At 66.9% G+C, this 18,139-nt stretch carries 17 protein-coding genes; 2 read left to right on the top strand and 15 right to left on the bottom strand.

Going from position 1 to position 18,139, the window contains the following annotated elements; translation table 11 throughout:
- Positions 1 to 181: 181 nt before the first annotated feature.
- Positions 182 to 688 carry a DUF6912 family protein gene (locus B843_RS03135; protein WP_025252069.1) on the bottom strand — a complete coding sequence of 169 codons (507 nt, stop codon included), beginning with the start codon at positions 686 to 688 and terminating at the stop codon, positions 182 to 184.
- Positions 688 to 1,098 (bottom strand): HAD-IA family hydrolase, encoded by a 411-nt coding sequence (locus tag B843_RS03130; RefSeq protein ID WP_025252068.1) that lies wholly within the window; start codon positions 1,096 to 1,098, stop codon positions 688 to 690. The genes B843_RS03135 and B843_RS03130 overlap by 1 nt, the downstream gene beginning before the upstream one ends.
- A 174-nt stretch (positions 1,099 to 1,272) precedes the next feature.
- Here B843_RS03130 and B843_RS03125 point away from each other — a divergent pair, with 174 nt between their 5' ends.
- Positions 1,273 to 1,677, top strand: coding sequence for a hypothetical protein (locus B843_RS03125; RefSeq protein WP_025252067.1), 405 nt, complete (start codon positions 1,273 to 1,275; stop codon positions 1,675 to 1,677).
- Here B843_RS03125 and secA read toward each other — a convergent pair.
- The 9 genes from secA to B843_RS03080 all read right to left on the bottom strand — a co-directional run bounded on the left by secA (position 1,674) and on the right by B843_RS03080 (position 12,689).
- A complete protein-coding gene (gene secA / locus B843_RS03120; RefSeq protein WP_025252066.1) occupies positions 1,674 to 4,217 on the bottom strand; it encodes a preprotein translocase subunit SecA in 2,544 nt (847 codons plus the stop codon). The genes B843_RS03125 and secA overlap by 4 nt on opposite strands.
- A gap of 148 nt (positions 4,218 to 4,365) precedes the next feature.
- Positions 4,366 to 5,031: a ribosome hibernation-promoting factor, HPF/YfiA family gene (gene hpf, locus B843_RS03115; protein WP_025252065.1), complete on the bottom strand. Its 666-nt coding sequence runs from the start codon at positions 5,029 to 5,031 to the stop codon at positions 4,366 to 4,368.
- A 134-nt stretch (positions 5,032 to 5,165) separates the two neighbouring features.
- Positions 5,166 to 5,753, bottom strand: coding sequence for a ComF family protein (locus tag B843_RS03110; RefSeq protein WP_038595756.1), 588 nt, complete (start codon positions 5,751 to 5,753; stop codon positions 5,166 to 5,168).
- 96 nt (positions 5,754 to 5,849) lie between these two features.
- On the bottom strand, positions 5,850 to 7,625 hold the full coding sequence (lpqB, locus tag B843_RS03105; protein WP_025252063.1) for an MtrAB system accessory lipoprotein LpqB: 1,776 nt from the start codon (positions 7,623 to 7,625) through the stop codon (positions 5,850 to 5,852).
- The gene (gene mtrB, locus B843_RS03100) at positions 7,622 to 9,352 is read right to left on the bottom strand and encodes an MtrAB system histidine kinase MtrB (protein ID WP_269319739.1); all 1,731 of its coding nucleotides are present in this window, start codon (positions 9,350 to 9,352) and stop codon (positions 7,622 to 7,624) included. Before mtrB ends, lpqB begins: the two co-directional genes overlap by 4 nt.
- A gap of 6 nt (positions 9,353 to 9,358) precedes the next feature.
- A complete protein-coding gene (mtrA, locus tag B843_RS03095) occupies positions 9,359 to 10,036 on the bottom strand; it encodes an MtrAB system response regulator MtrA (protein ID WP_025252061.1) in 678 nt (225 codons plus the stop codon).
- A 122-nt stretch (positions 10,037 to 10,158) separates the two neighbouring features.
- The gene (locus tag B843_RS03090; RefSeq protein ID WP_025252060.1) at positions 10,159 to 10,779 is read right to left on the bottom strand and encodes a dTMP kinase; all 621 of its coding nucleotides are present in this window, start codon (positions 10,777 to 10,779) and stop codon (positions 10,159 to 10,161) included.
- A gap of 2 nt (positions 10,780 to 10,781) precedes the next feature.
- Entirely contained in the window at positions 10,782 to 12,227 is a 1,446-nt protein-coding gene (gene ahcY / locus B843_RS03085; protein ID WP_025252059.1) for an adenosylhomocysteinase, read from the bottom strand.
- 108 nt (positions 12,228 to 12,335) lie between these two features.
- Positions 12,336 to 12,689: a DUF4259 domain-containing protein gene (locus B843_RS03080; RefSeq protein ID WP_025252058.1), complete on the bottom strand. Its 354-nt coding sequence runs from the start codon at positions 12,687 to 12,689 to the stop codon at positions 12,336 to 12,338.
- Between the two features lie 414 nt (positions 12,690 to 13,103).
- Here B843_RS03080 and B843_RS03075 point away from each other — a divergent pair, with 414 nt between their 5' ends.
- Complete coding sequence (locus tag B843_RS03075) at positions 13,104 to 13,784, top strand: hypothetical protein (protein ID WP_155895080.1); 681 nt, start codon at positions 13,104 to 13,106, stop codon at positions 13,782 to 13,784.
- Between the two features lie 45 nt (positions 13,785 to 13,829).
- Here B843_RS03075 and manA read toward each other — a convergent pair whose 3' ends face one another.
- From manA to B843_RS03055, 4 genes are all read right to left on the bottom strand, one after another.
- Positions 13,830 to 14,990 (bottom strand): mannose-6-phosphate isomerase, class I, encoded by a 1,161-nt coding sequence (manA, locus tag B843_RS03070; RefSeq protein ID WP_025252056.1) that lies wholly within the window; start codon positions 14,988 to 14,990, stop codon positions 13,830 to 13,832.
- 39 nt (positions 14,991 to 15,029) lie between these two features.
- Positions 15,030 to 16,022 carry a hypothetical protein gene (locus B843_RS03065; RefSeq protein WP_025252055.1) on the bottom strand — a complete coding sequence of 331 codons (993 nt, stop codon included), beginning with the start codon at positions 16,020 to 16,022 and terminating at the stop codon, positions 15,030 to 15,032.
- Positions 16,023 to 16,059: 37 nt separating this feature from the next.
- Positions 16,060 to 17,439, bottom strand: coding sequence for a phosphomannomutase/phosphoglucomutase (locus tag B843_RS03060; protein WP_025252054.1), 1,380 nt, complete (start codon positions 17,437 to 17,439; stop codon positions 16,060 to 16,062).
- A 247-nt stretch (positions 17,440 to 17,686) separates the two neighbouring features.
- Positions 17,687 to 18,067 (bottom strand): DUF3499 domain-containing protein, encoded by a 381-nt coding sequence (locus tag B843_RS03055; protein ID WP_025252053.1) that lies wholly within the window; start codon positions 18,065 to 18,067, stop codon positions 17,687 to 17,689.
- Positions 18,068 to 18,139: the final 72 nt, after the last annotated feature.

Raw genomic sequence — 18,139 nt, 5'->3', positions numbered from 1 at the left:
GAATAAGACTGCTTGACCAGCCCCTTCCCCGCATGCCTCGGGTCGAGGATTCCACCGCCCGCCACCCCCGGCTTTATCGCCGGTCACAATGGGCCGTGCACACTGACTCCACCACTATGGGGACGCCTGCCAACAAGAAAACCCCTGCACAAAGGCAGGGGCAAGGTGTCAGGGCACTCGGCTAGAGCAGCTGAACGAGCACTCCCAGCTCGCTCGGGTCGTACCAGGCCATGAAGTTGTCGAGGGCGTCGCCGACGGCCAGCTCGGCCTCCTCGTCGCCCAGATCGGCGGCGTCGACCGACGCGATGGCCTTGGCGGTCGCGCCCTCGCTGGCCTCCACGTCGACGTGGATGGCGGCGACAGCGTCGAAGCCCACCTGGGCGGGCTTGAGGCTCACCACTGCCTCGCCGAGGTTGGGCTCGAGGGTGACGTTCTCGTCGGGCACGTCGACGGAGACCACGACGCGGCGGTGCGGGAAGCGCTCCTCGTCACCGATCGCGAGCAGGCGCAGGGAGGCACGGGAGGCGTCGTCGAAGGCGATCTCGGAGAAGTCCTCCTCGTCGCCCTCCGTGAACCACTCGCGCAGCGCCGGGGTGACCGCGAAGCCGTAGCCGGAGCGCGCGGTGATGGCGCCGTTCTCGCTCAGTTCCTGGAGCAGCGCGAAGGTGGCCGGGATGTAGACGCGCACTAGAATTCACCGTCCAGGCCGAACAGGCCGGTGATCTCGACGACCGCGCGATCGAACTGCTGGTAGTAAACGCCCACCAGGCCCGCCTCCACGGCGGCGCGGACGTTGAGGATGGAATCGTCGACAAGCACGCAATCGCGCATGGGTAGGTCGAGCGCGTCGGCGGCGGCCTCGAACGCGGCGACGTCGGGCTTCTCCGCGCCGATCTCGCCGGAGAGCAGCACCGCGTCGACGATGCCCTGGGTCTGCAGCACGCGGATGGGATCGGCGCCGGCGCCGCCCGGATCGTTGGACAGCACGGCTAGCCCCACGCCGTTGGCGCGCGCCGCGGCGAAGAGATTCCGCCATCGACGCTGTTCCTCATCGGTCCCGTCAAGGACGCCCACATAATCCACGATTAAGCCACGCACGGCTCGTTTACACCTCACGATTTGTTATTTGCTGGCATAGTAGTAAGTGCCTACGCCTGCTCGATTGTTTTCTATTGTGCCCCATGCTTATGCATTCCTGCAGCACAAGGGGCGCGGTATCCCCGCAGTAATGTCGCCTGCCTTGGATTTTGCAACTCCAAGGAGTAGATACAGTTGTCCATTTCACGCTTAGAACCGCTCCCGGGGACGGCGTCCCTGTTCGTCCTCGTGGACGCCAGGGTTCCCCAGGAGGTCACGGAGATCCCCTGGCATCGCCGTCGAAAAGCGCTGGCGGTGATCAGCATCGGGCTATGCGCCGCCTTCGGCACCAGGCCGGTGAGCACGCTTCCACCCAAGGTCTTCCACCCCATGGCCGTCGGCGCCATCGCCGAGCGCCTGCGAAAGCCCGCGCTAAGGGGGCCAATAAGAATCGACTCCACGCACTTTCGCGCGGGAGCCGATGGGTTGATGGTCTTGGGCACCGTCGCCTGCGCGGGACGCCACTTCGCCTACTCGGCGCAGGTGGCGTTCGATCCCCGCACCGAGGCCGCCCGGGTCATGACCCTGCGGGTGGCCTAGGCGTCCGCGGTCTCCGGGGCCGGGGCCTGCTGGAACTGCTTGCGCAGCATGAACAGCTGGCGGACAGTCTCCTCCTTGATGCCGTCCTTCATCGCGTTGAACATGTCGCCGCCCTCCTTCTGGTACTCCACCAGCGGGTCGCGCTGCGCCATGGCGCGCAGGCCGATGCCCTCCTTGAGGTAGTCCATCTCGTAGAGGTGCTCGCGCCACTTCGTGTCGATGATAGGAAGGATGACCATGCGCTCGATGTTGCGCATCTGGGCCTCGCCGCCGATGGCGGTGACGTTGGCCTCCAGCTCCTCGTACTGCTTGTGGGCGTCGTCGAGGAGGGCCTCGCGCAGCTGATCAGCGGTGAGCTCTCCGGATGCGCCGTACTCGGTGCCGTCGATAAGCTCCTGCGCGCTAAAGGACGGGCCATAAAGCGAGTCCAGCGCGTTCCACAGCGACTCCGTGTCCCAGTCCTCGACGTAGCCCGCGGCCGTCGCGCCATCGACGTAGGCGCCGATGGTCTCGTCGATCATGTTCTGGATGTCGTCCTTGATGTCGGCGGACTCGAGGATCTCGCGGCGCTCGCCGTAGATGACCTTGCGCTGCTCGTTCATGACCTCGTCGTACTTGAGGACGTTCTTGCGCATCTCGAAGTTCTGGTTCTCGACGCTGGCCTGCGCGCCCTTGATGGAGTTGGTGACCATCTTGGCCTCGATCGGCACGTCGTCCGGGACGTTGAGGCGGTTCATCATGTTCTCCATGGTCGGGCCCACGAAGCGAACCATGAGGTCGTCGCGCATGGAGAGGTAGAAGCGGGTGGTGCCCGGGTCGCCCTGGCGGCCGGCGCGGCCGCGCAGCTGGTTATCGATGCGGCGGGACTCGTGGCGCTCCGTTCCGAGCACGTAGAGGCCGCCCGCCTCGCGGACCTTCTCCGCGTCCTTCTCACCCTGGGCCTTCACCTTGGCAATCTCGTCGTCCCAGGCCGCCTCGTACTCGTCCGGGGTCTCGACTGGGTCGAGGCCGCGCGCACGCAGGTTGATGTCGGCGATGATGTCCGGGTTGCCGCCGAGGACGATGTCGGTGCCGCGGCCGGCCATGTTGGTGGCCACGGTGACCGCGCCCGGCAGGCCCGCCTTGGCCACGATCTGTGCTTCCTGCTCGTGGAACTTGGCGTTGAGCACGTTGTGCTTGATGCCGCGGCGCTGGAGCAGCTTGGACAGGTACTCGGAGCGCTCGACGGAGGTGGTGCCCACCAGGACCGGCTGGCCCTTCTCCACGCGCTCGGCGATGTCGTCGACGACGGCGGCGAACTTCGCCTCCTGGGTCTTGTACACCAGGTCGGTCATGTCCTCGCGCTGCGGCGGGACGTTGGTCGGGATCGGGATGACGTCGAGCTTGTAGATCTGGTGCAGCTCGGCGGCCTCGGTCTCGGCAGTACCGGTCATGCCCGCCAGCTTCTCGTAGAGGCGAAAATAGTTCTGCAGGGTGATGGTGGCCAGCGTCTGGTTCTCGTTCTTGATCTCGACGCTTTCCTTGGCCTCGATCGCCTGGTGCATGCCCTCGTTGTAGCGGCGGCCGGCGAGCACGCGGCCGGTGAAGTCGTCGACGATGAGCACCTCGCCGTTGCGGACGATGTAGTCCTTGTCGCGGGTGAACAGCTCCTTGGCCTTGATGGCGTTGTTGAGGTAGCTGACCAGCTGGGAGTGCTCCGGCGCGTAGAGGTTTTCGATGCCGAGCTGATCCTCGACGAACTCCACGCCCGCCTCCTTGATGCCGACGGTGCGCTTGCGGTCGTCCACCTCGTAGTGGACGTCGCGCTTCATGCGCGGCGCCAGCTGGGAGAACACGGAGTACCACTGGGAGGAACCGTCCACCGGGCCCGAAATGATGAGCGGGGTACGGGCCTCGTCGATGAGGATGGAGTCCACCTCGTCGACGATGGCGTAGTGGTGGCCGCGCTGGACGAGGTCGTTGATGGAGCGGACCATGTTGTCGCGCAGGTAGTCGAAGCCCAGCTCGTTGTTGGTGCCGTAGGTGATGTCGGCGTTGTAGGCCTTGCGGCGCTGCTCCGGGGTCATGTTGGACAGGATGACGCCCACCTCGAGCCCGAGGAAGCGGTGCACGCGGCCCATCCACTCGGCGTCGCGCTTGGCCAGGTAGTCGTTGACCGTGACCACGTGCACGCCCTTGCCCTCGAGCGCGTTGAGGTAGGCCGGAAGGACACAGGTCAGGGTCTTGCCCTCACCGGTGCGCATCTCGGCGACGTTGCCGAAGTGCAGCGCGGCGCCGCCCATGACCTGGACGAGGTAGTGCTTCTGTCCGAGGACGCGCCAGGATGCCTCGCGGGCGACGGCGAAGGCCTCGAAAACGAGGTCGTCGACGGACTCCCCCTTCTCGATGCGCTCCTTGAACTCTGAGGTCTTTGCCTTGAGCTCCTCATCGCTAAGGTCGGCGTACTGCGGCTCGAGTGCAATTACTTCTTCGGCGATCTTCTTCAATCGCTTGACCGCGCGCCCCTCGCCCATGCGGAGCATCTTGGAAAGTCCAAACACCTGCGCTAATCCTTTTCGTGTTTCCAGCAAATAATGGCAATACTAAACCGCCATTGTACGCACAACTGCGGGAAATAGCTGAACCCGGCACCTGTTGAAAACAGGTGTCGGGTAAAGCGCTGCTCACGTCATCGACGCGGGAGGAGGGCTACTTCTCCTCGTCCGCGAGGGTGATCAGGCCGTAGTCAAAGGCGTGGCGACGGTAGACCACGGACGGGCGGCCGTTCTCGGAGTTAACGAAGAGGAAGAAGTCGTGTCCGACCAGCTCCATCTCGCTGAGCGCCTCGTCCACGGAGATCGGGGTGGACGGGTGCTCCTTGGTACGAACGATCTGGCCCGGGACGACGTCCTCGACCTTGTCCGCGTACGGATCCTCGTCGTAGCTGTTGGCGGCCTTGGCGTCCTCCGCCTCCTGGACCAGGGTTGCGGCGGCCTCGCCGGTGCCCAGCGGGGCGCGGTGGCCGGAGAGGGAAATCGAGCGACGTGCCTTCACCTTGCGCAGGGAGCGCTCCATGCGAGCTAGGGCGGTCTCCAGAGCGGCGTAGAAGCTGTCCTCCTTGGCCTCCGCGCGGGCGATGTGACCCTTGCCGGTCGCGGTGATCTGGATGCGATCGCTCTGGTCGGCGCGGCGCGGGTTGGGCTCGTGCTGGAGCTCAACGTGGAAGAAAGTCAGGGTCGGGTCGAGGCGAGCAATCTTTCCGAGCTTGGTGTTCACTCGCTCGGCGAAGTGCTCGGGGACCTCGACGTTGCGTCCGGTGATGGTCACCTTGACGTCGGGGCTCAGGGAATCGTTGCTAGCAGCAGGCGTGGTCATAATCACGTACCTTCCTGTGTCGGCCGCCGGGAAGATTGTGAGTGGGATTACTCTGCTCTTCCCCCTGTGGCGGGATCAACTTCCACTGCAAGGATACCTCTGGTCATAACCTTTGCGCCACATTGTTTTATCGCTCAGGCGTTACTCCACCCCAGGCCACCCCTGAGGCTCAAACCGGCGCTGGTCAGGACGGCGGTCGACGCGGCCAGCGTTGCCCCCGTCGTGATCACGTCGTCGAGCAGGAGAAGCCGTCGCCCGCACAGCTCGCGCCAGTCTCCCGCGAGCCGGACCCCGCCCGCCATGTTCGCGCGGCGCCCCGCCACGTCGAGCCCCACCGACTCCCGCACGCTGCGGGAATGCTCGAGTACCTCGGCGGTGTCGAATCCGGTTCTTCGCGCCACGCGGGCCACCGGGTCTCCCCCGCGGCGGCGCGCCGAGGCCCGTGAGGTGGGCGCGGGGACGAGCACGATGTCCTCGTCGACCTCGCCGCGCGCGATGAGGTGGCGGACGGCTGCCCTGGTCATCGCCGCGAGCGGCGCCACGGCGTCGCGGCGGCCGCGCTCCTTGAGACCGATGATCATCCGCCTCCGCGGCCCGCCGTAGGGCCCCAGCGTCCACAGCGGCATGTGCGGGTCCACGCGCGCGGTCATCGGCTGCGGCGGGGTGCGCAGGTGCGCGAGGCATCCCTGACACAGGCGGACGCCGGGCCTGCCGCAGCCCATGCACTCGACCGGTAAGAGGAGCTCAAACGCACCGTTCACGCCCCGGTTCGACGCGTCCTCTCGCCGCGCGGTTCCCCCCGCGCGGCGAGAGGAGTATCAGTGCGGCACGATCGCGATGCTGCGCACGCCCTCGAGGCCTTGGACCTCGCGCCAGAAGGTCGAGCCGCTGCCGGAGGTGGACAGCTCCAGCGCCGCGCGGGTGTCGGTCGCGTACACCACCGAGTTGGTCGAGGCGACGTTCACCACCGGCGCCTGGATGTTGGAGGCGGGCAGCGCCTGCGCCGAGGAGCCGTCCTGCTCCACGCGCCACACGGGAGTGTCCTGGCTGGCGGTTCCCACGACCAGCGAGCCGTCGGCCTGCCAGTCGAGGCTCACCGCCTGGAGGTTGTTGGACGCCAGGTACTCCTGGACGTTGGTGAGCTTGCGCTCGCCCGCGTTGGGCCGGGACACGGTGGCGACATAGACGTGGCCGTCGATGATGAAGGCCGCGCGCACGCCGGTGTAGGACAGCCTAAGCACCGAGATGGCGCCCACGTTGTCGCCCAGCGAGGAGGTGTCCACGGTGGTCTGCGCGATCTCCCCGCTGCCGGCCGAGCGGGAGATCCGCGCGATGGTCTTGCCGTCCAGCACGGTCCACATGCTGTTGGCGCCGTACTCGAAGGTGGGGCGGGTCAGCGTCTTCGCCTTGAGGATCTCCGCCACGGCGCCGTCCTGCCCGGCCAAGACCAGCCGCGACTCCTTCGAATCCCCCTCGCCGGTCGCGGTCACCGCGGCGAACGTCGAGGTCTGCGTTGCCATGTCGGCGCTCTCGACGTTGGTGAGCTGGCCCAGCTGGCCGGTCACCGGGTTTAGGCGGTCATTGGAGACCTGCACCAGCTGGCCGTTGCGGATCGCGTAGAGCGAGCTGACCGTGCCGTTGGTGGCCTGCGGGTTGTACTCGGCGAAGTCCTCGACCGTGAGCTCGGTCGAACCGCTCTTGGAGGCAACGTTGACCCCGTCGAAGGCGAAGTGATACGGCCCGGGGATGTCCGCCAGCGCGAGGGTCCACACGAGTTGTGCGGCCAACCGGCGCTGGGCGTCGTCGTTAAGCTTGGCAACGCCGGTGAGCTGGTAGACGCCGTCCGTGACACCCGCGAAGCTCGCACCCGATGGAATCTCGTTGAGCACGCCCGGCGCGATCGTGTCGGAGGGGCCTTCGATGATGAGCGAGATGAGGGCGGTGTCCAGCGAGGAGCTGCCGGAGAACATCCACCTGCGGTCCCCAACCAGCGTGTTGCCGCTCGGCTCGAAGAAGTAGACGTTGTGCGAGGAGTAGCGGTTACGCAGCTCCGAGCGCTCCACGACGATCGAGTTGGGCAGGGAGCTGATCCGCCACTGCCCGTCGACCTTCTCCAGCTCGAGGGTCTCGTTGAGCTCCTGGTTTTTGGGCGTGTAGCCGCCGCCGACCTCGATCTGCCCCACCACGAGGCCGCTGACCTTGTAGGAGGCGGACTTCGCGTTGTCCACCGACGAGGACGCGGGGTCCTCGGTCAGCACGGTGGAGTTGTCCTGCCCCTGGGCGAGGTTGACGTCGAGGCGGTCGACCACGGTGATCGTCGAGTCCGGGTTCCAGCTCGACGACGCGTCCGAGGTCAGGTAGCTGCGGGCGAGCTGATACTGCTGCGTCGGCTGCGCGCTGGCGGCGAAGAAGTCGCGGATGAGCAGGTCGGGCGCGCGGTCGGGCTGCGGCCCCTGGGCCTGCGAAGAGGCGGAGCCCTCGAAGGAGCGCAGCGCCTGCGGGTCGGACTTCGACGGCAGGGTCGAGCACCCGGCGGCGAGGCACGCGCAGGACAATACGGCCACGACGGTGGTTCCGCGGGGATTCAGTTTCATGCTTGCGTCCCTTCCTCGGTGCCTGGGTCGCGTTCCTCGATCGGTGTGGAGGTGTCGTCGAAGTCGGGGTCGTAGAAGGCCTCGAGCTCCGCCTCGTCGACTAGGTCCTCCTGCCCGATTTCGGTTTGCTTGTCGACGTCCGAAGGCGCCGCACCCTCATCCGAGGACGAGGCCGGATCCACCCACGGCGCCGGGACCTCCAGCGGCAGCGGGTCGACGGAGTAGCGCCCGTGCGGGATCTTGGGCAGGATGAGCCGGAACATCGTTCCCACGCCTTCCGCGCCGAGGGCGTCGAGGGTGCCGCCGTGGAGCCGGGCGTCCTCGTGGCTGATCGCGAGCCCCAGGCCCGTGCCGCCGGAGTGGCGCACGCGCGACGGGTCCGCCCGCCAGAACCGGTTAAACACCAGCTCCTCCTGGCCCGGCTTGAGCCCCACGCCGTGGTCGACGACGGTGATGGCGGCGGCTTGGCTGGTCTCCGCCAGCTGGACCACGACGGGCTTGCCCTCCGAGTGGTCGATGGCGTTGGCCAGCAGGTTGCGCAGGATGCGCTCGATGCGGCGGGAGTCGCCGACGATGGTGACCGGGGTGTCCGGCTTGATGAACTCCACCTGCACCCCCAGCGACTCGGCGAGGTGTTCCGTCTGCTGCCACGCGGCGGCGATGGTGGTGCGCAGGTCGAGATTGCTCTCGGCGAGGTCGGCGACGCCCGCGTCGTGGCGGGAGATCTCGAGCAGGTCGGCCAGCAGCGACTCGAAGCGGTCGAGCTCGCGGACCATGAGCTCGGTCGCGCGTCGGGTGGGCGGCGCGAGGTTGTCGGCGTCGTCGGCGATCATGTCGGCGGCCATGCGCACGGTGGTCAGCGGGGTGCGCAGCTCGTGGCTGACGTCGGAGGTGAACTGGCGCTGCAGGTTGCCGTACTCCTCCAGGGTGCGGATCTGCTTGGACAGCGACTCCGCCATGGTGTTAAAGCTCATGGCCAGGCGCGCCATCTCGTCCTCGCCGTCGACGACCATGCGCTCGCGCAGGTGGCCGTTGGCGAAGCGCTCGGCGATCCGGGAGGCCGAGCGCACCGGGGTGATCACCTGCTGGGTGAGCAGCCACGCAATACCGACGAGCAGCACCACCAACACGATGGCCGCGCCGGAGAACAGCCCGCGCAGGAGCGCCAGGGTGGCCTCCTCGCTCTCCATGCTCATGACCAGGTAGACCTGCAGATTCGGGATGTCCGACTCCGTGGGCGTGCCGATGATCATCGCCTTGTACGTCGAGCCGTCGCTGCGGTCGATGGTGGCGAACTGATAGGAGATCTGCCCCTGCGAGACGAAGCTGCGCAGGCGCTCGGGGATGCGGTACCCCTCCGGCGAGGCGACCACCGAGCCGTCGGGGTTGTTGACCAGGATGACGGCCTCGTAGACCGCCTGGCCGTCGCCGAAGCTGCGGTTGGTCAGCGCCGCGCGGGCGGCGTTGAGCCTGGTCTGGAGGGTGGCCGTGGTTCCCGTCGCCTCGACCTGCCCTTCCACCGCCACGCGCGCCCGGTCGATCTCCGAGTTGGCGATGTCCAGCTTGGAGGCGATGAGGTTCTGCGTGACGAAGCTGACCAGCACGAAGGCGAGCAGGATCATCACCACTGCCGAGGCGATGAAGATCGACCCCAACACGCGGGTCTGCAGGGAGGTGCGCCAGCGGTTCTTAAGCCTGTGCTGGAGCCTGGTGAGTCGCTGAAGAATTGTGAACTACTCCTGGCCGGTCTTGTACCCCACTCCGCGGACGGTGAGGACGATGTGCGGGTTTTCGGGGTCCTTCTCGATCTTCGCGCGAAGGCGCTGCACGTGGACGTTGACGAGTCGGGTGTCGGAGGCGTTGCGGTAGCCCCACACCTTCTGCAGCAGTTCCTCGCGGGTGAACACCTGGCCCGGCTTAGAGGCCAGCTCGTGCAGGAGGTCGAACTCCAGCGGGGTCAGTTGGATCTCCTCGTCGCCGCGGCGGACCGTGTGGCCGGGCACGTCGATGCTCAGGCCGCCGATGAAGATCGTTTCGGAGGAGTCGGTGTCGGTCCGGCGCAGGCGCGCGCGGATGCGGGCGACGAGCTCCTTCGGCTTGAACGGCTTGTTCACGTAGTCGTCCGCGCCCGACTCGAGGCCGAGCACGACGTCGACCGTGTCCGTCTTCGCCGTGAGCATGACGATCGGCACCGACGACTCTTGGCGGATCAGCCGGCAGATGTCGATGCCGTTCATGCCGGGCAACATGAGGTCGAGAAGGACCAAGTCCGGGTCTTCGCGGTGGAAGACATCCACCGCGACGGCGCCGTCGGTGACGGCGACGGTGTCGAAGCCTTCCGCCTCCAAAACGATGGTGAGCATCTCGGAGATTGCGGGGTCGTCATCAACGACGAGAATCTTCTGGGCCATGGAGCGTCGACTGCCCTTTCCTTGAGAAACGTGAGGCGGGGAACCCGCGGATACCTCTACCCTAGTGGGTTTGATTTCGGCGCGGGCCGATTCCACCCGCGAAGCGGCCGCATCATCAGGCCTCAGGAGACCTCAGCGCGCCGCGCCAGCTCCTCGCAGACGGCGTCGAGGTCGTAGCCGGGGTCGAGCACGATCCACGGCGACTGCCACTCCCGCTCCGCGAGCCGGGCGTAGGCCGCCGCGGTGCGCTGCTGCAGCGAGTCGTCGGACTCGTAGCGGTCCCGCGCCCGCGACGCGTCCTGCGCCTCGCGGTTCTTGGCCCGCTCCCGGGCCAACTCCGGGGAGGTGGCCAGCAGGATCTGCAGGTCCGGCCGGGGGATTCCCAGGGTCTCGAACTCGAGGGTCTCCACCCACTCGACCACGGACTCGTCCTCCAGCCTCGCTGCCGAGTAGGCCGCGTTGGAGGCGACGTAGCGGTCCAGGAGGACCACCTTCCCCGCCCGGCTCGCCTCGCTGATCTGCGCCGACGCCTCGCGGCGGTCGAGCGCGAAGAGGGTGGCCATCGCGTAGGCGGAGTCGGTGAGGTCCCCCATCTTCCCATAGAGCGCGGCCTGCGCCAGCTGGGCGTGGATGGAGTCCTTGTAGCGCGGGAAGCTTATGACCTCCGCGCCAAGCCGCTCGACGAGCGCGGTGACCAGGGTGTTCTTGCCCGCGCCGTCGATCCCTTCGATCGCGATGATCATGTCTAGTAGCGGTAGTGCTCGGGCTTGTAGGGGCCCGCGACGTCGACGCCGATGTACTCCGCCTGTTCCTTGGTCAGCTCGGTGATCTGCCCGCCGAGCGCCTCGACGTGGATGCGGGCGACCTTCTCGTCCAGGATCTTCGGCAGGCGGTAGACCTCGTTGCCGTAGCGGCCGTCGTTCTGGAACAGCTCGATCTGGGCGATGGTCTGGTCCGCGAAGGAGTTGGACATGACGAAGCTCGGGTGCCCGGTGGCGTTGCCCAGGTTGAGCAGGCGCCCCTCGGAGAGCACGACGATGGAGATGCCGTTGGGCAGGGTGAACTCGTCGACCTGCGGCTTGATGTTCACGCGGCTGACGTCGTCGCGGTGGAGCAAGGAGGCCATGTCGATCTCGTTGTCGAAGTGGCCGATGTTGCCCAGCACGGCGTGGTCCTTCATCTTGAGCATCTGGTCGAAGGAGATGATTCCCATGTTGCCGGTCGCGGTGATGACGATGTCCGCCTCGCCGATGGCCTCGTCGACAAGCACGACGGGGAAGCCGTCCATGAGCGCCTGGAGGGCGTTAATCGGGTCGGCCTCGGTGACCTTCACTCGCGCGCCCTGGCCCGCCATCGCCTCGGCGCAGCCCTTGCCCACGTCGCCGTAGCCGCAGATGAGGACGTTCTTTCCGCCCATGAGCATGTCGGTGGCGCGGTTGATGCCGTCGATGAGCGAGTGGCGGGTGCCGTACTTGTTGTCGAACTTGGACTTGGTCACGGCGTCGTTGACGTTCATGGCAGGGAAGGGCAGCACGCCCTCGTCGGCGAAGTGGTAGAGGCGGTGGACGCCGGTGGTGGTCTCCTCGGTAACGCCCTTGACGGACTCCGCGATGGCGGTCCACTTCGGGCCCTCCTCGGCGAGCACGCCGCGCAGCATGTTGAGGAAGGCCTGGTACTCGTCCGAGTCGCCCTCCTCGACCGGCGGGACGAGCCCCGCGGCCTCGAACTCCTTGCCGCGGATGACGGCCATGGTCGCGTCGCCGCCGTCATCAAGGATCATGTTGGGCAGCCGGTCGCCCCAGCTGAAGATCTGGTTGATGCACCACCAGTACTCGTCGAGGGTCTCGCCCTTCCACGCGAACACCGGCACGCCCTGCGGGTTTTCCGGGGTTCCCTCCTTGCCCACGACGACGGCCGCGGCGGCCTCGTCCTGGGTGGAGAAGATGTTGCAGGAGGCCCAGCGAACCTCGGCGCCGAGCGCCACGAGGGTCTCGATGAGGACCGCGGTCTGCACGGTCATGTGGATGGAGCCGGCGATGCGCGCGCCCTTGAGCGGCTGCTCGTCCTTGTATTCCTCGCGCAGCTGCATGAGGCCCGGCATCTCGTACTCGGCCAGTCGGATCTGGTGGCGGCCGGCCTCGGCCAGTGAGAGGTCGGCTACTTTGAACTCAAACGCGGCGGTGGCGCTCATGGTCTGTGGGTGCTCCTTTAGGTAGCGGGGTCGGTGCGACGCACTTTTTATCGTCTACCACCATACATGCCGCCGCGACACCCCCAGCGCCCGGAGCGTAAAGGTGCGTTAGGACAGCGCCTCTAGGTAGACGTCGAGGTCGTCGTCGGTGTCGGCATTCTCGAGCACCGTGGTCGCCGCCTCGTTGAGGGCCTCGTCGCCGCTGCCGATGAGGTTGCGAATGAAGGGGTAGTTCTCCACGACGTCGCCGTTCGAGTACGGCGCGCCCGCCCAGATCGCGGCGATCGTGGCCGCGGCCTGCCCGTTGAGCCGCTCGTCGTCGGTCACGCGCCCGTCGCTCGCGGCGAGCACGCACGCGTCGTGCACCGCTTCGACGATGTCGCCGTCGTCGAGGTCGGCTAGCTCGTCGAGGAAGTCGACGTTGACGTCTTCGGCAAGAATTCGCATGTCCCACGCGCTCATGATTTCTCCTCCTGGAACGCACTTGGTTTCTCAAGCCTTGAGGCGCTGGGGGCGGCCTGTGGTACCGCTTTTGCTTATCGACGCCCTGTGCTAGGTGTTCGGGTTATATCTTCCTTATACCCTGTGTTCGGGAAAATTGTTGGGTAGTTTTGTTCACAGAAGTTTTGTTGGACAATCTCTCGCCGCCCCTTCAGCCTGAGCTGGGTTTTTTAAGGGGCCCTTCCCCGTCGCGTGCGCCGTAGTTTATACGTCACCTACCGCGACGCGGCGTTTTCGAAGTTCACACCGCCCGATTGTGTGTGATACGGTTCATTTGTTATCAAAACGTGATTAACGTGATGTGAAAAATCACCACGAACTACACGCAGAAGAAGCCCCGATGCGCCCGCAACGATCCCCGAAGGAGGAAGCGACGTGACATCACTTTCTCCTGCCCGTCGATTCATGGTCTTCGTCGCCACCGGCTTCGTCGCAGCCCTCGCCATTGGTTTCATGGTGTGGCGCTACGGCGTCTCCGTCACGCCCACCCCTACCTCCGACGCCGGCCCGCAGCAGGTTGAAAGCTCGGCCAGCGCGCCGGTGTCCCCTTCCGCGACGGCGGAGGCGGCCACGACCCCCCTGCCCGCTGACAACAGCTCCGAGACGCTCAGCCCGGCGCGCCCCGAGGTGGGCCCGGCCGCGCTATCCAACGATCCGCTGGTGCCGCCGCACGCGTCCATCGGCTCCCCGTCCAGGCCCGGAGTGAGCGCACCGATGACCGGCATCACGGAGACCGCTGCTGCGGCCACGATCCCGCATCCGGGCCACGAGGGGTCCTCCGGGAAGCTGCCCACCCGGCCGGACGCCGGCACCGACACCGAGGCCAACCTGCCGCCGAGCGCTCCGACCACCTCTGCGGTCTCCCCCGAGGTCGCCCCGACGCCCGCCGCCTCGGAGCCTCAGGTCAAGTCGGAGGAGGCGGGCACCTCCGAGCCGAGCCACGAGTCCTCGCCCACCGGGGTCATCGACGAGCCGACCGCTCCCCTGCTGGGCAACGCGCCGGACTTCCTCAAGCTGCCGGACAACCTGCTCCCGCCGCTGGGATTCGCCCACTAGACAATGACAAAGACCACGCAGATCGGCTGCGTGGTCTTTGTGCTTTTACACGGTGGCGATGAACGCCGTGCCCTTGCCGTCCAGCGTGACGGCCGGCTCGTCGGCGGACACCCACACCGCCTGCGTGGGGCCTAGCTCCTGGCTCCCGGCGCTGATCGCACCCTCGGTGACAAGCACGATGACCGGGCCATCGTGGTCGATGCTCCGGGGCCCGTCGATGTCCACCCGGCGCAGGTCGAACTCGTTGATCGGCACCTCGTAGTGGCCATCATTGACCTTGACCACCGGGTTGGCCAGCGAGCGGAACTTCAGCACCCTCACCAGCTCCGCGACGTCGACATACTTGGACGTCAGCCCGCCGCGGAGCACGTTGTCGGAGTTGGCCATGATCTCCACGCCCAACCCCTTGACGTAGGCGTGCAGGTTGCCCGCGTCGAGGTAGATCGCCTGCCCCGGCTGGAGCACGATGTAGTTGAGAAGCAGGGCGCCGAGTACGCCGACATCACCCGGGTAGCGATCGTTGAGGTCGAGGATGTTCGCCAACGGCCCGTACATCCACGTGCCCTCGAGCTTCGGCAGACGCTTGCGGATGGCGGCGTCGACGGCGTCGATGAGGCTGTGGCGCGCAGTCGACGGGATGGTGATCCAGGTCGTGAACAGCGCCCGCAGGTTGTCTTCCTCGGCGCCCTCCTCGTCGAGCATGCCGAGGTAACGGTCGAGCTCGGCACAGTCGATGGCGCGCAGCATCTCAAGCGTCTTGTCGAGGGGACGGAAACCCGCCATCGCGTGGAACTCCGTGAGCGCGACTAGGAGCTCGGGCTTGTGGTTGTCGTCCTTGTAGTTTCGGTTGCTGGCGCTAAGCGCGATACCCAGGTCGTTCTCGCGGGCGTAGCCCTCCTCCGCCTGCGACTTCGACGGGTGCGCCTGCAGGGAAAGCGGCGCCCCAGCGGCGAGGATCTTCAGCAGGAACGGCAGCGAGTCCCCAAACTCGTTCCGGCAGCGCCGCCCCAGTTGCCCTTCTGGGTCCTCCTCGATGTACTCGGCAAGGGTTGCCGAACCGTCGGCGAGGTGGGTGGCGGCACCGGGGTGCGCGCCGTACCAGAGCTCAGCCTCGGGGTGTGCGGAGGGTTCCTCCCCGCGGAGCCCGGAGATGAGCTCTCGGGACCCCCAGGCGTAGTTCTGGGTGCTCGGTTGGAGCAGCTGCATAGGTATAGTCTGACTTTCTGTTGTACTTTTATCGCCGCGCTAGAGAAACGCGGTAGCCGCCCACGCGCGGGCGACGAGGCGGAACGGCAAAGCCGCGCCGTGGGAGAAGTCGGTCCCGGGGACCGACTGAACGATGGCGTCGAGGCTTGGTTCCGCTTCGGGGTCCATGCCCGGATCCCACACAATGAGCTTCAACGGTAGCAGTTCCTCGCCGCCGTCGATAAGTGGGTCGTGGAAGATGTCCGCCGACATCTGGCGGTAGTTGCGCGCCGCCAGCGCCCAGTCGTCGGCGTTGAGCGCGGCGCTGACCTGCCCCTTCGACGCCCACAAGTCGGCGACCAGGCGGGCGATCGCGTCGCCCACCGGGCCACGCCCGATGTGGACCAGCCGGCCGGAGATGTTAGCCAACTCATGCGCGGGATTGACCACCTCGTCGCGTTCGGGCGAGGCGGACTCGAGCTCGCGGTCGACCTCGTCGGCCCAGTCGGACAGCGTCTGCGCCACCAGCAGCGGGTCGCCCTGGAGGCTGTCGAGCACGGCCACGACGGCTGCCACGGCACGCAGCGGCGACGGCCCCTCCGCGGTGGGCAGGTGCGGGACCACCAGCGCCTGCTCGGCGGCGTCCTCCGCCAGCGGCCCCTCGTTGAGGCCTGCGAAGACCGTCGTGCACCCGCGGCCCAGGCAGGTCTGCAGGTCGCTGGCGAGCTGCGGATCGTCCTCGCGCTCGGTGAGGATGACGACGACGTCGAGCGGGCCGACGTAGCGCGGGAGCCTGCGGGCCACCACGACCGGGTACTCCAGCGGCGTGCGCAGCTCGATGGCCAGGCGCGCCGCCGACTCGGCGATGCCGTCGGAAACGAGCACGACCACGCTCCGGGGGCGCTGCCCCCGAAGGCCGTCGAGAAGCCCCGCGGAAACCGCGCCGGACACCGCTCGTACCTGCGCGCCCTCGAAGGCTACGTCGTAGAAGGCATACGCCATCTCTTCGGACGATCGCTTGACCATGGAACCCTCAGAATCCTCGTTGCTCACGCCCGCCATTGTAGGTAGCCCGCGGGCGCGGCGCAGATTACTTCTGGCGGATGACGCCCAGGATCTCCTCGACGAGGGCGTCGACCTCTTCCTTGGTCGGCGCCTCGACGTTGAGGCGCAACAGCGGCTCGGTGTTGGAGGCGCGGACGTTGAACCACGCCTTCGTGCCCTTGAGCTCCACGGTCACGCCGTCGAGGCGATCGACGGACTCGATGCGGTCGGCGAAGGCGTCGAGCACGGCCTGGGTGCGCTCGGCCTGCTCCTCGGCGGAAGCCAGGCGGGAGTTGATCTCGCCGGAGGCCGCGTAGCGGTTGTACTTGGCCATCATCTCCGACAGCGGCAGGTCCTGGGAGCCCAGCGCCGCGAGCACGTGCATGGCGGCCAGGATGCCGGAGTCGGCGTTGAAGAACTCGGAGAAGTAGTAGTGCGCGGAGTGCTCGCCGCCGAAGACGGCGCCGTGCTCGGCCATCTGGGCCTTGATGAAGGAGTGACCCACGCGGGTGCGCACCGGGGTGCCGCCGTTCTCGGTAATGATCTCCGGAACCGTCTTGGAGGTGATGAGGTTGTGGATGATCGGCGCGCCCGGGTGCTCGGCGAGGTAGCGCTCGGCGACGATCGCGCAGATTGCCGAGGGCGAGACCGGGTCGCCCTTCTCGTCGACGACGAAGCAGCGGTCGGCGTCGCCGTCGAAGGCGAGCCCGATGTCGGCGCCGACCTCCGGGGTGAACTTCTGCAGGTCGACGAGGTTCTTCGGGTCGAGCGGGTTGGCCTCGTGGTTGGGGAAGGTGCCGTCGAGCTCGAAGTAGAGCGGCTTGACATCCAGCGGGAGGCCGGCGAAGACGGAGGGCACCGTGTGCCCGGCCATGCCGTTGGCAGCATCGACGGCCACGGTCAGGGGGCGGATGCCGGAGAGATCGACGAGGTTGCGCAGGTATTCGCCGTAGCCGGCCAGGGTGTCCTTCTCGGAGATGGAGCCCTTCTCCCCCTCGTAGGCGGGGATGCCCTCGACGAGCATGTCGATGATGGTGGCGAGGCCGGTCTCCTGGCCCACCGGGCGTGCGCCCGCGCGGCACATCTTGATGCCGTTGTACTTGGCCGGGTTGTGGGAGGCGGTGAACATCGCGCCCGGGCAGTTCAGCGCGCCGGAGGCGTAGTAGAGCTGGTCGGTGGAGGTCAGCCCGAGCAGGACGACGTCGGTGCCCTGGGAGGTCGCGCCCTCGGCGAAGGCGCGGGAGAGCTCCGGGGAGGACGGGCGCATGTCGTGACCCACGGCGATGGACGCGGCACCTTCTTCGCGCATGAGCGCGCCGAACGCCGCGCCCACCTCACGGATGAAGTCGGCGTCGATGTCCTCACCGACGACGCCACGGACGTCATAAGCCTTGATCACCTTGGTGACCGATTCACGGGTACGCATTGGGCTGCGGCCCACCTTTCACTTTGTTTAACGCCGCGATCGATCCTCGAATGAGCGAACAGATCGAATCGGGCAGAAATAAAAACGAACAGTCTGGGGACATCTTACCCACCCCAAGCTGTCTGATCGCTGCGCGAACGTCGGAAATCGTGTGCAATTCCATGTGTATTGGCTGTGAGCTTTGCCCCGGATAGACGAAAACCGCCACCGTGTTGGGTGGCGGCCGTAGGCGTCGGCAAGCGACGTGCTACTCCTCGTCCGGCTCCGGGACGACGCTCAAGTGCCCGCGGCGAGTGCCCTGCTTCTTCGCGCGGTACACGGGGTGGTTGGCCCCGAACTCCTGGGAGGGATCCATGAGCCCCGAGGAGGTGCGGCCGGCCTCGCGGACGGCCTCGGCCAGCGCGGTGAGGTCCTCGTCGTCCTCCTCCACCGTGTCCACGTGCAGAAGCTCCCAGCCCAGCGGCGCGGTGATCCGCGAGGCGTGGTACTCGCACAGGTCCCAGCTGTGCGGGTCGCTGTTGGGCAGGAGCGGGCCGACCACGGCGGTCGACTGCGCGTAGGCGTACGTCAGCGTGGCCACGGCGGGCTTACCGCAACCGGGTCGGGAGCAACGGCGAAACTGATTCACGGTTACAAAGTCTAGACCCACACTTGAGGGTTTGGGTAGTGGGGAGACGAATCGGCGCGCCCTCCCCCGTTT

It is taken from the genome of Corynebacterium vitaeruminis DSM 20294 (assembly GCF_000550805.1).
GTDB classification, from domain to species: domain Bacteria; phylum Actinomycetota; class Actinomycetes; order Mycobacteriales; family Mycobacteriaceae; genus Corynebacterium; species Corynebacterium vitaeruminis.
The sequence above is the reverse complement of the archived record's forward strand: the minus strand, read 5'-3'. Positions and strand labels throughout refer to the sequence as shown.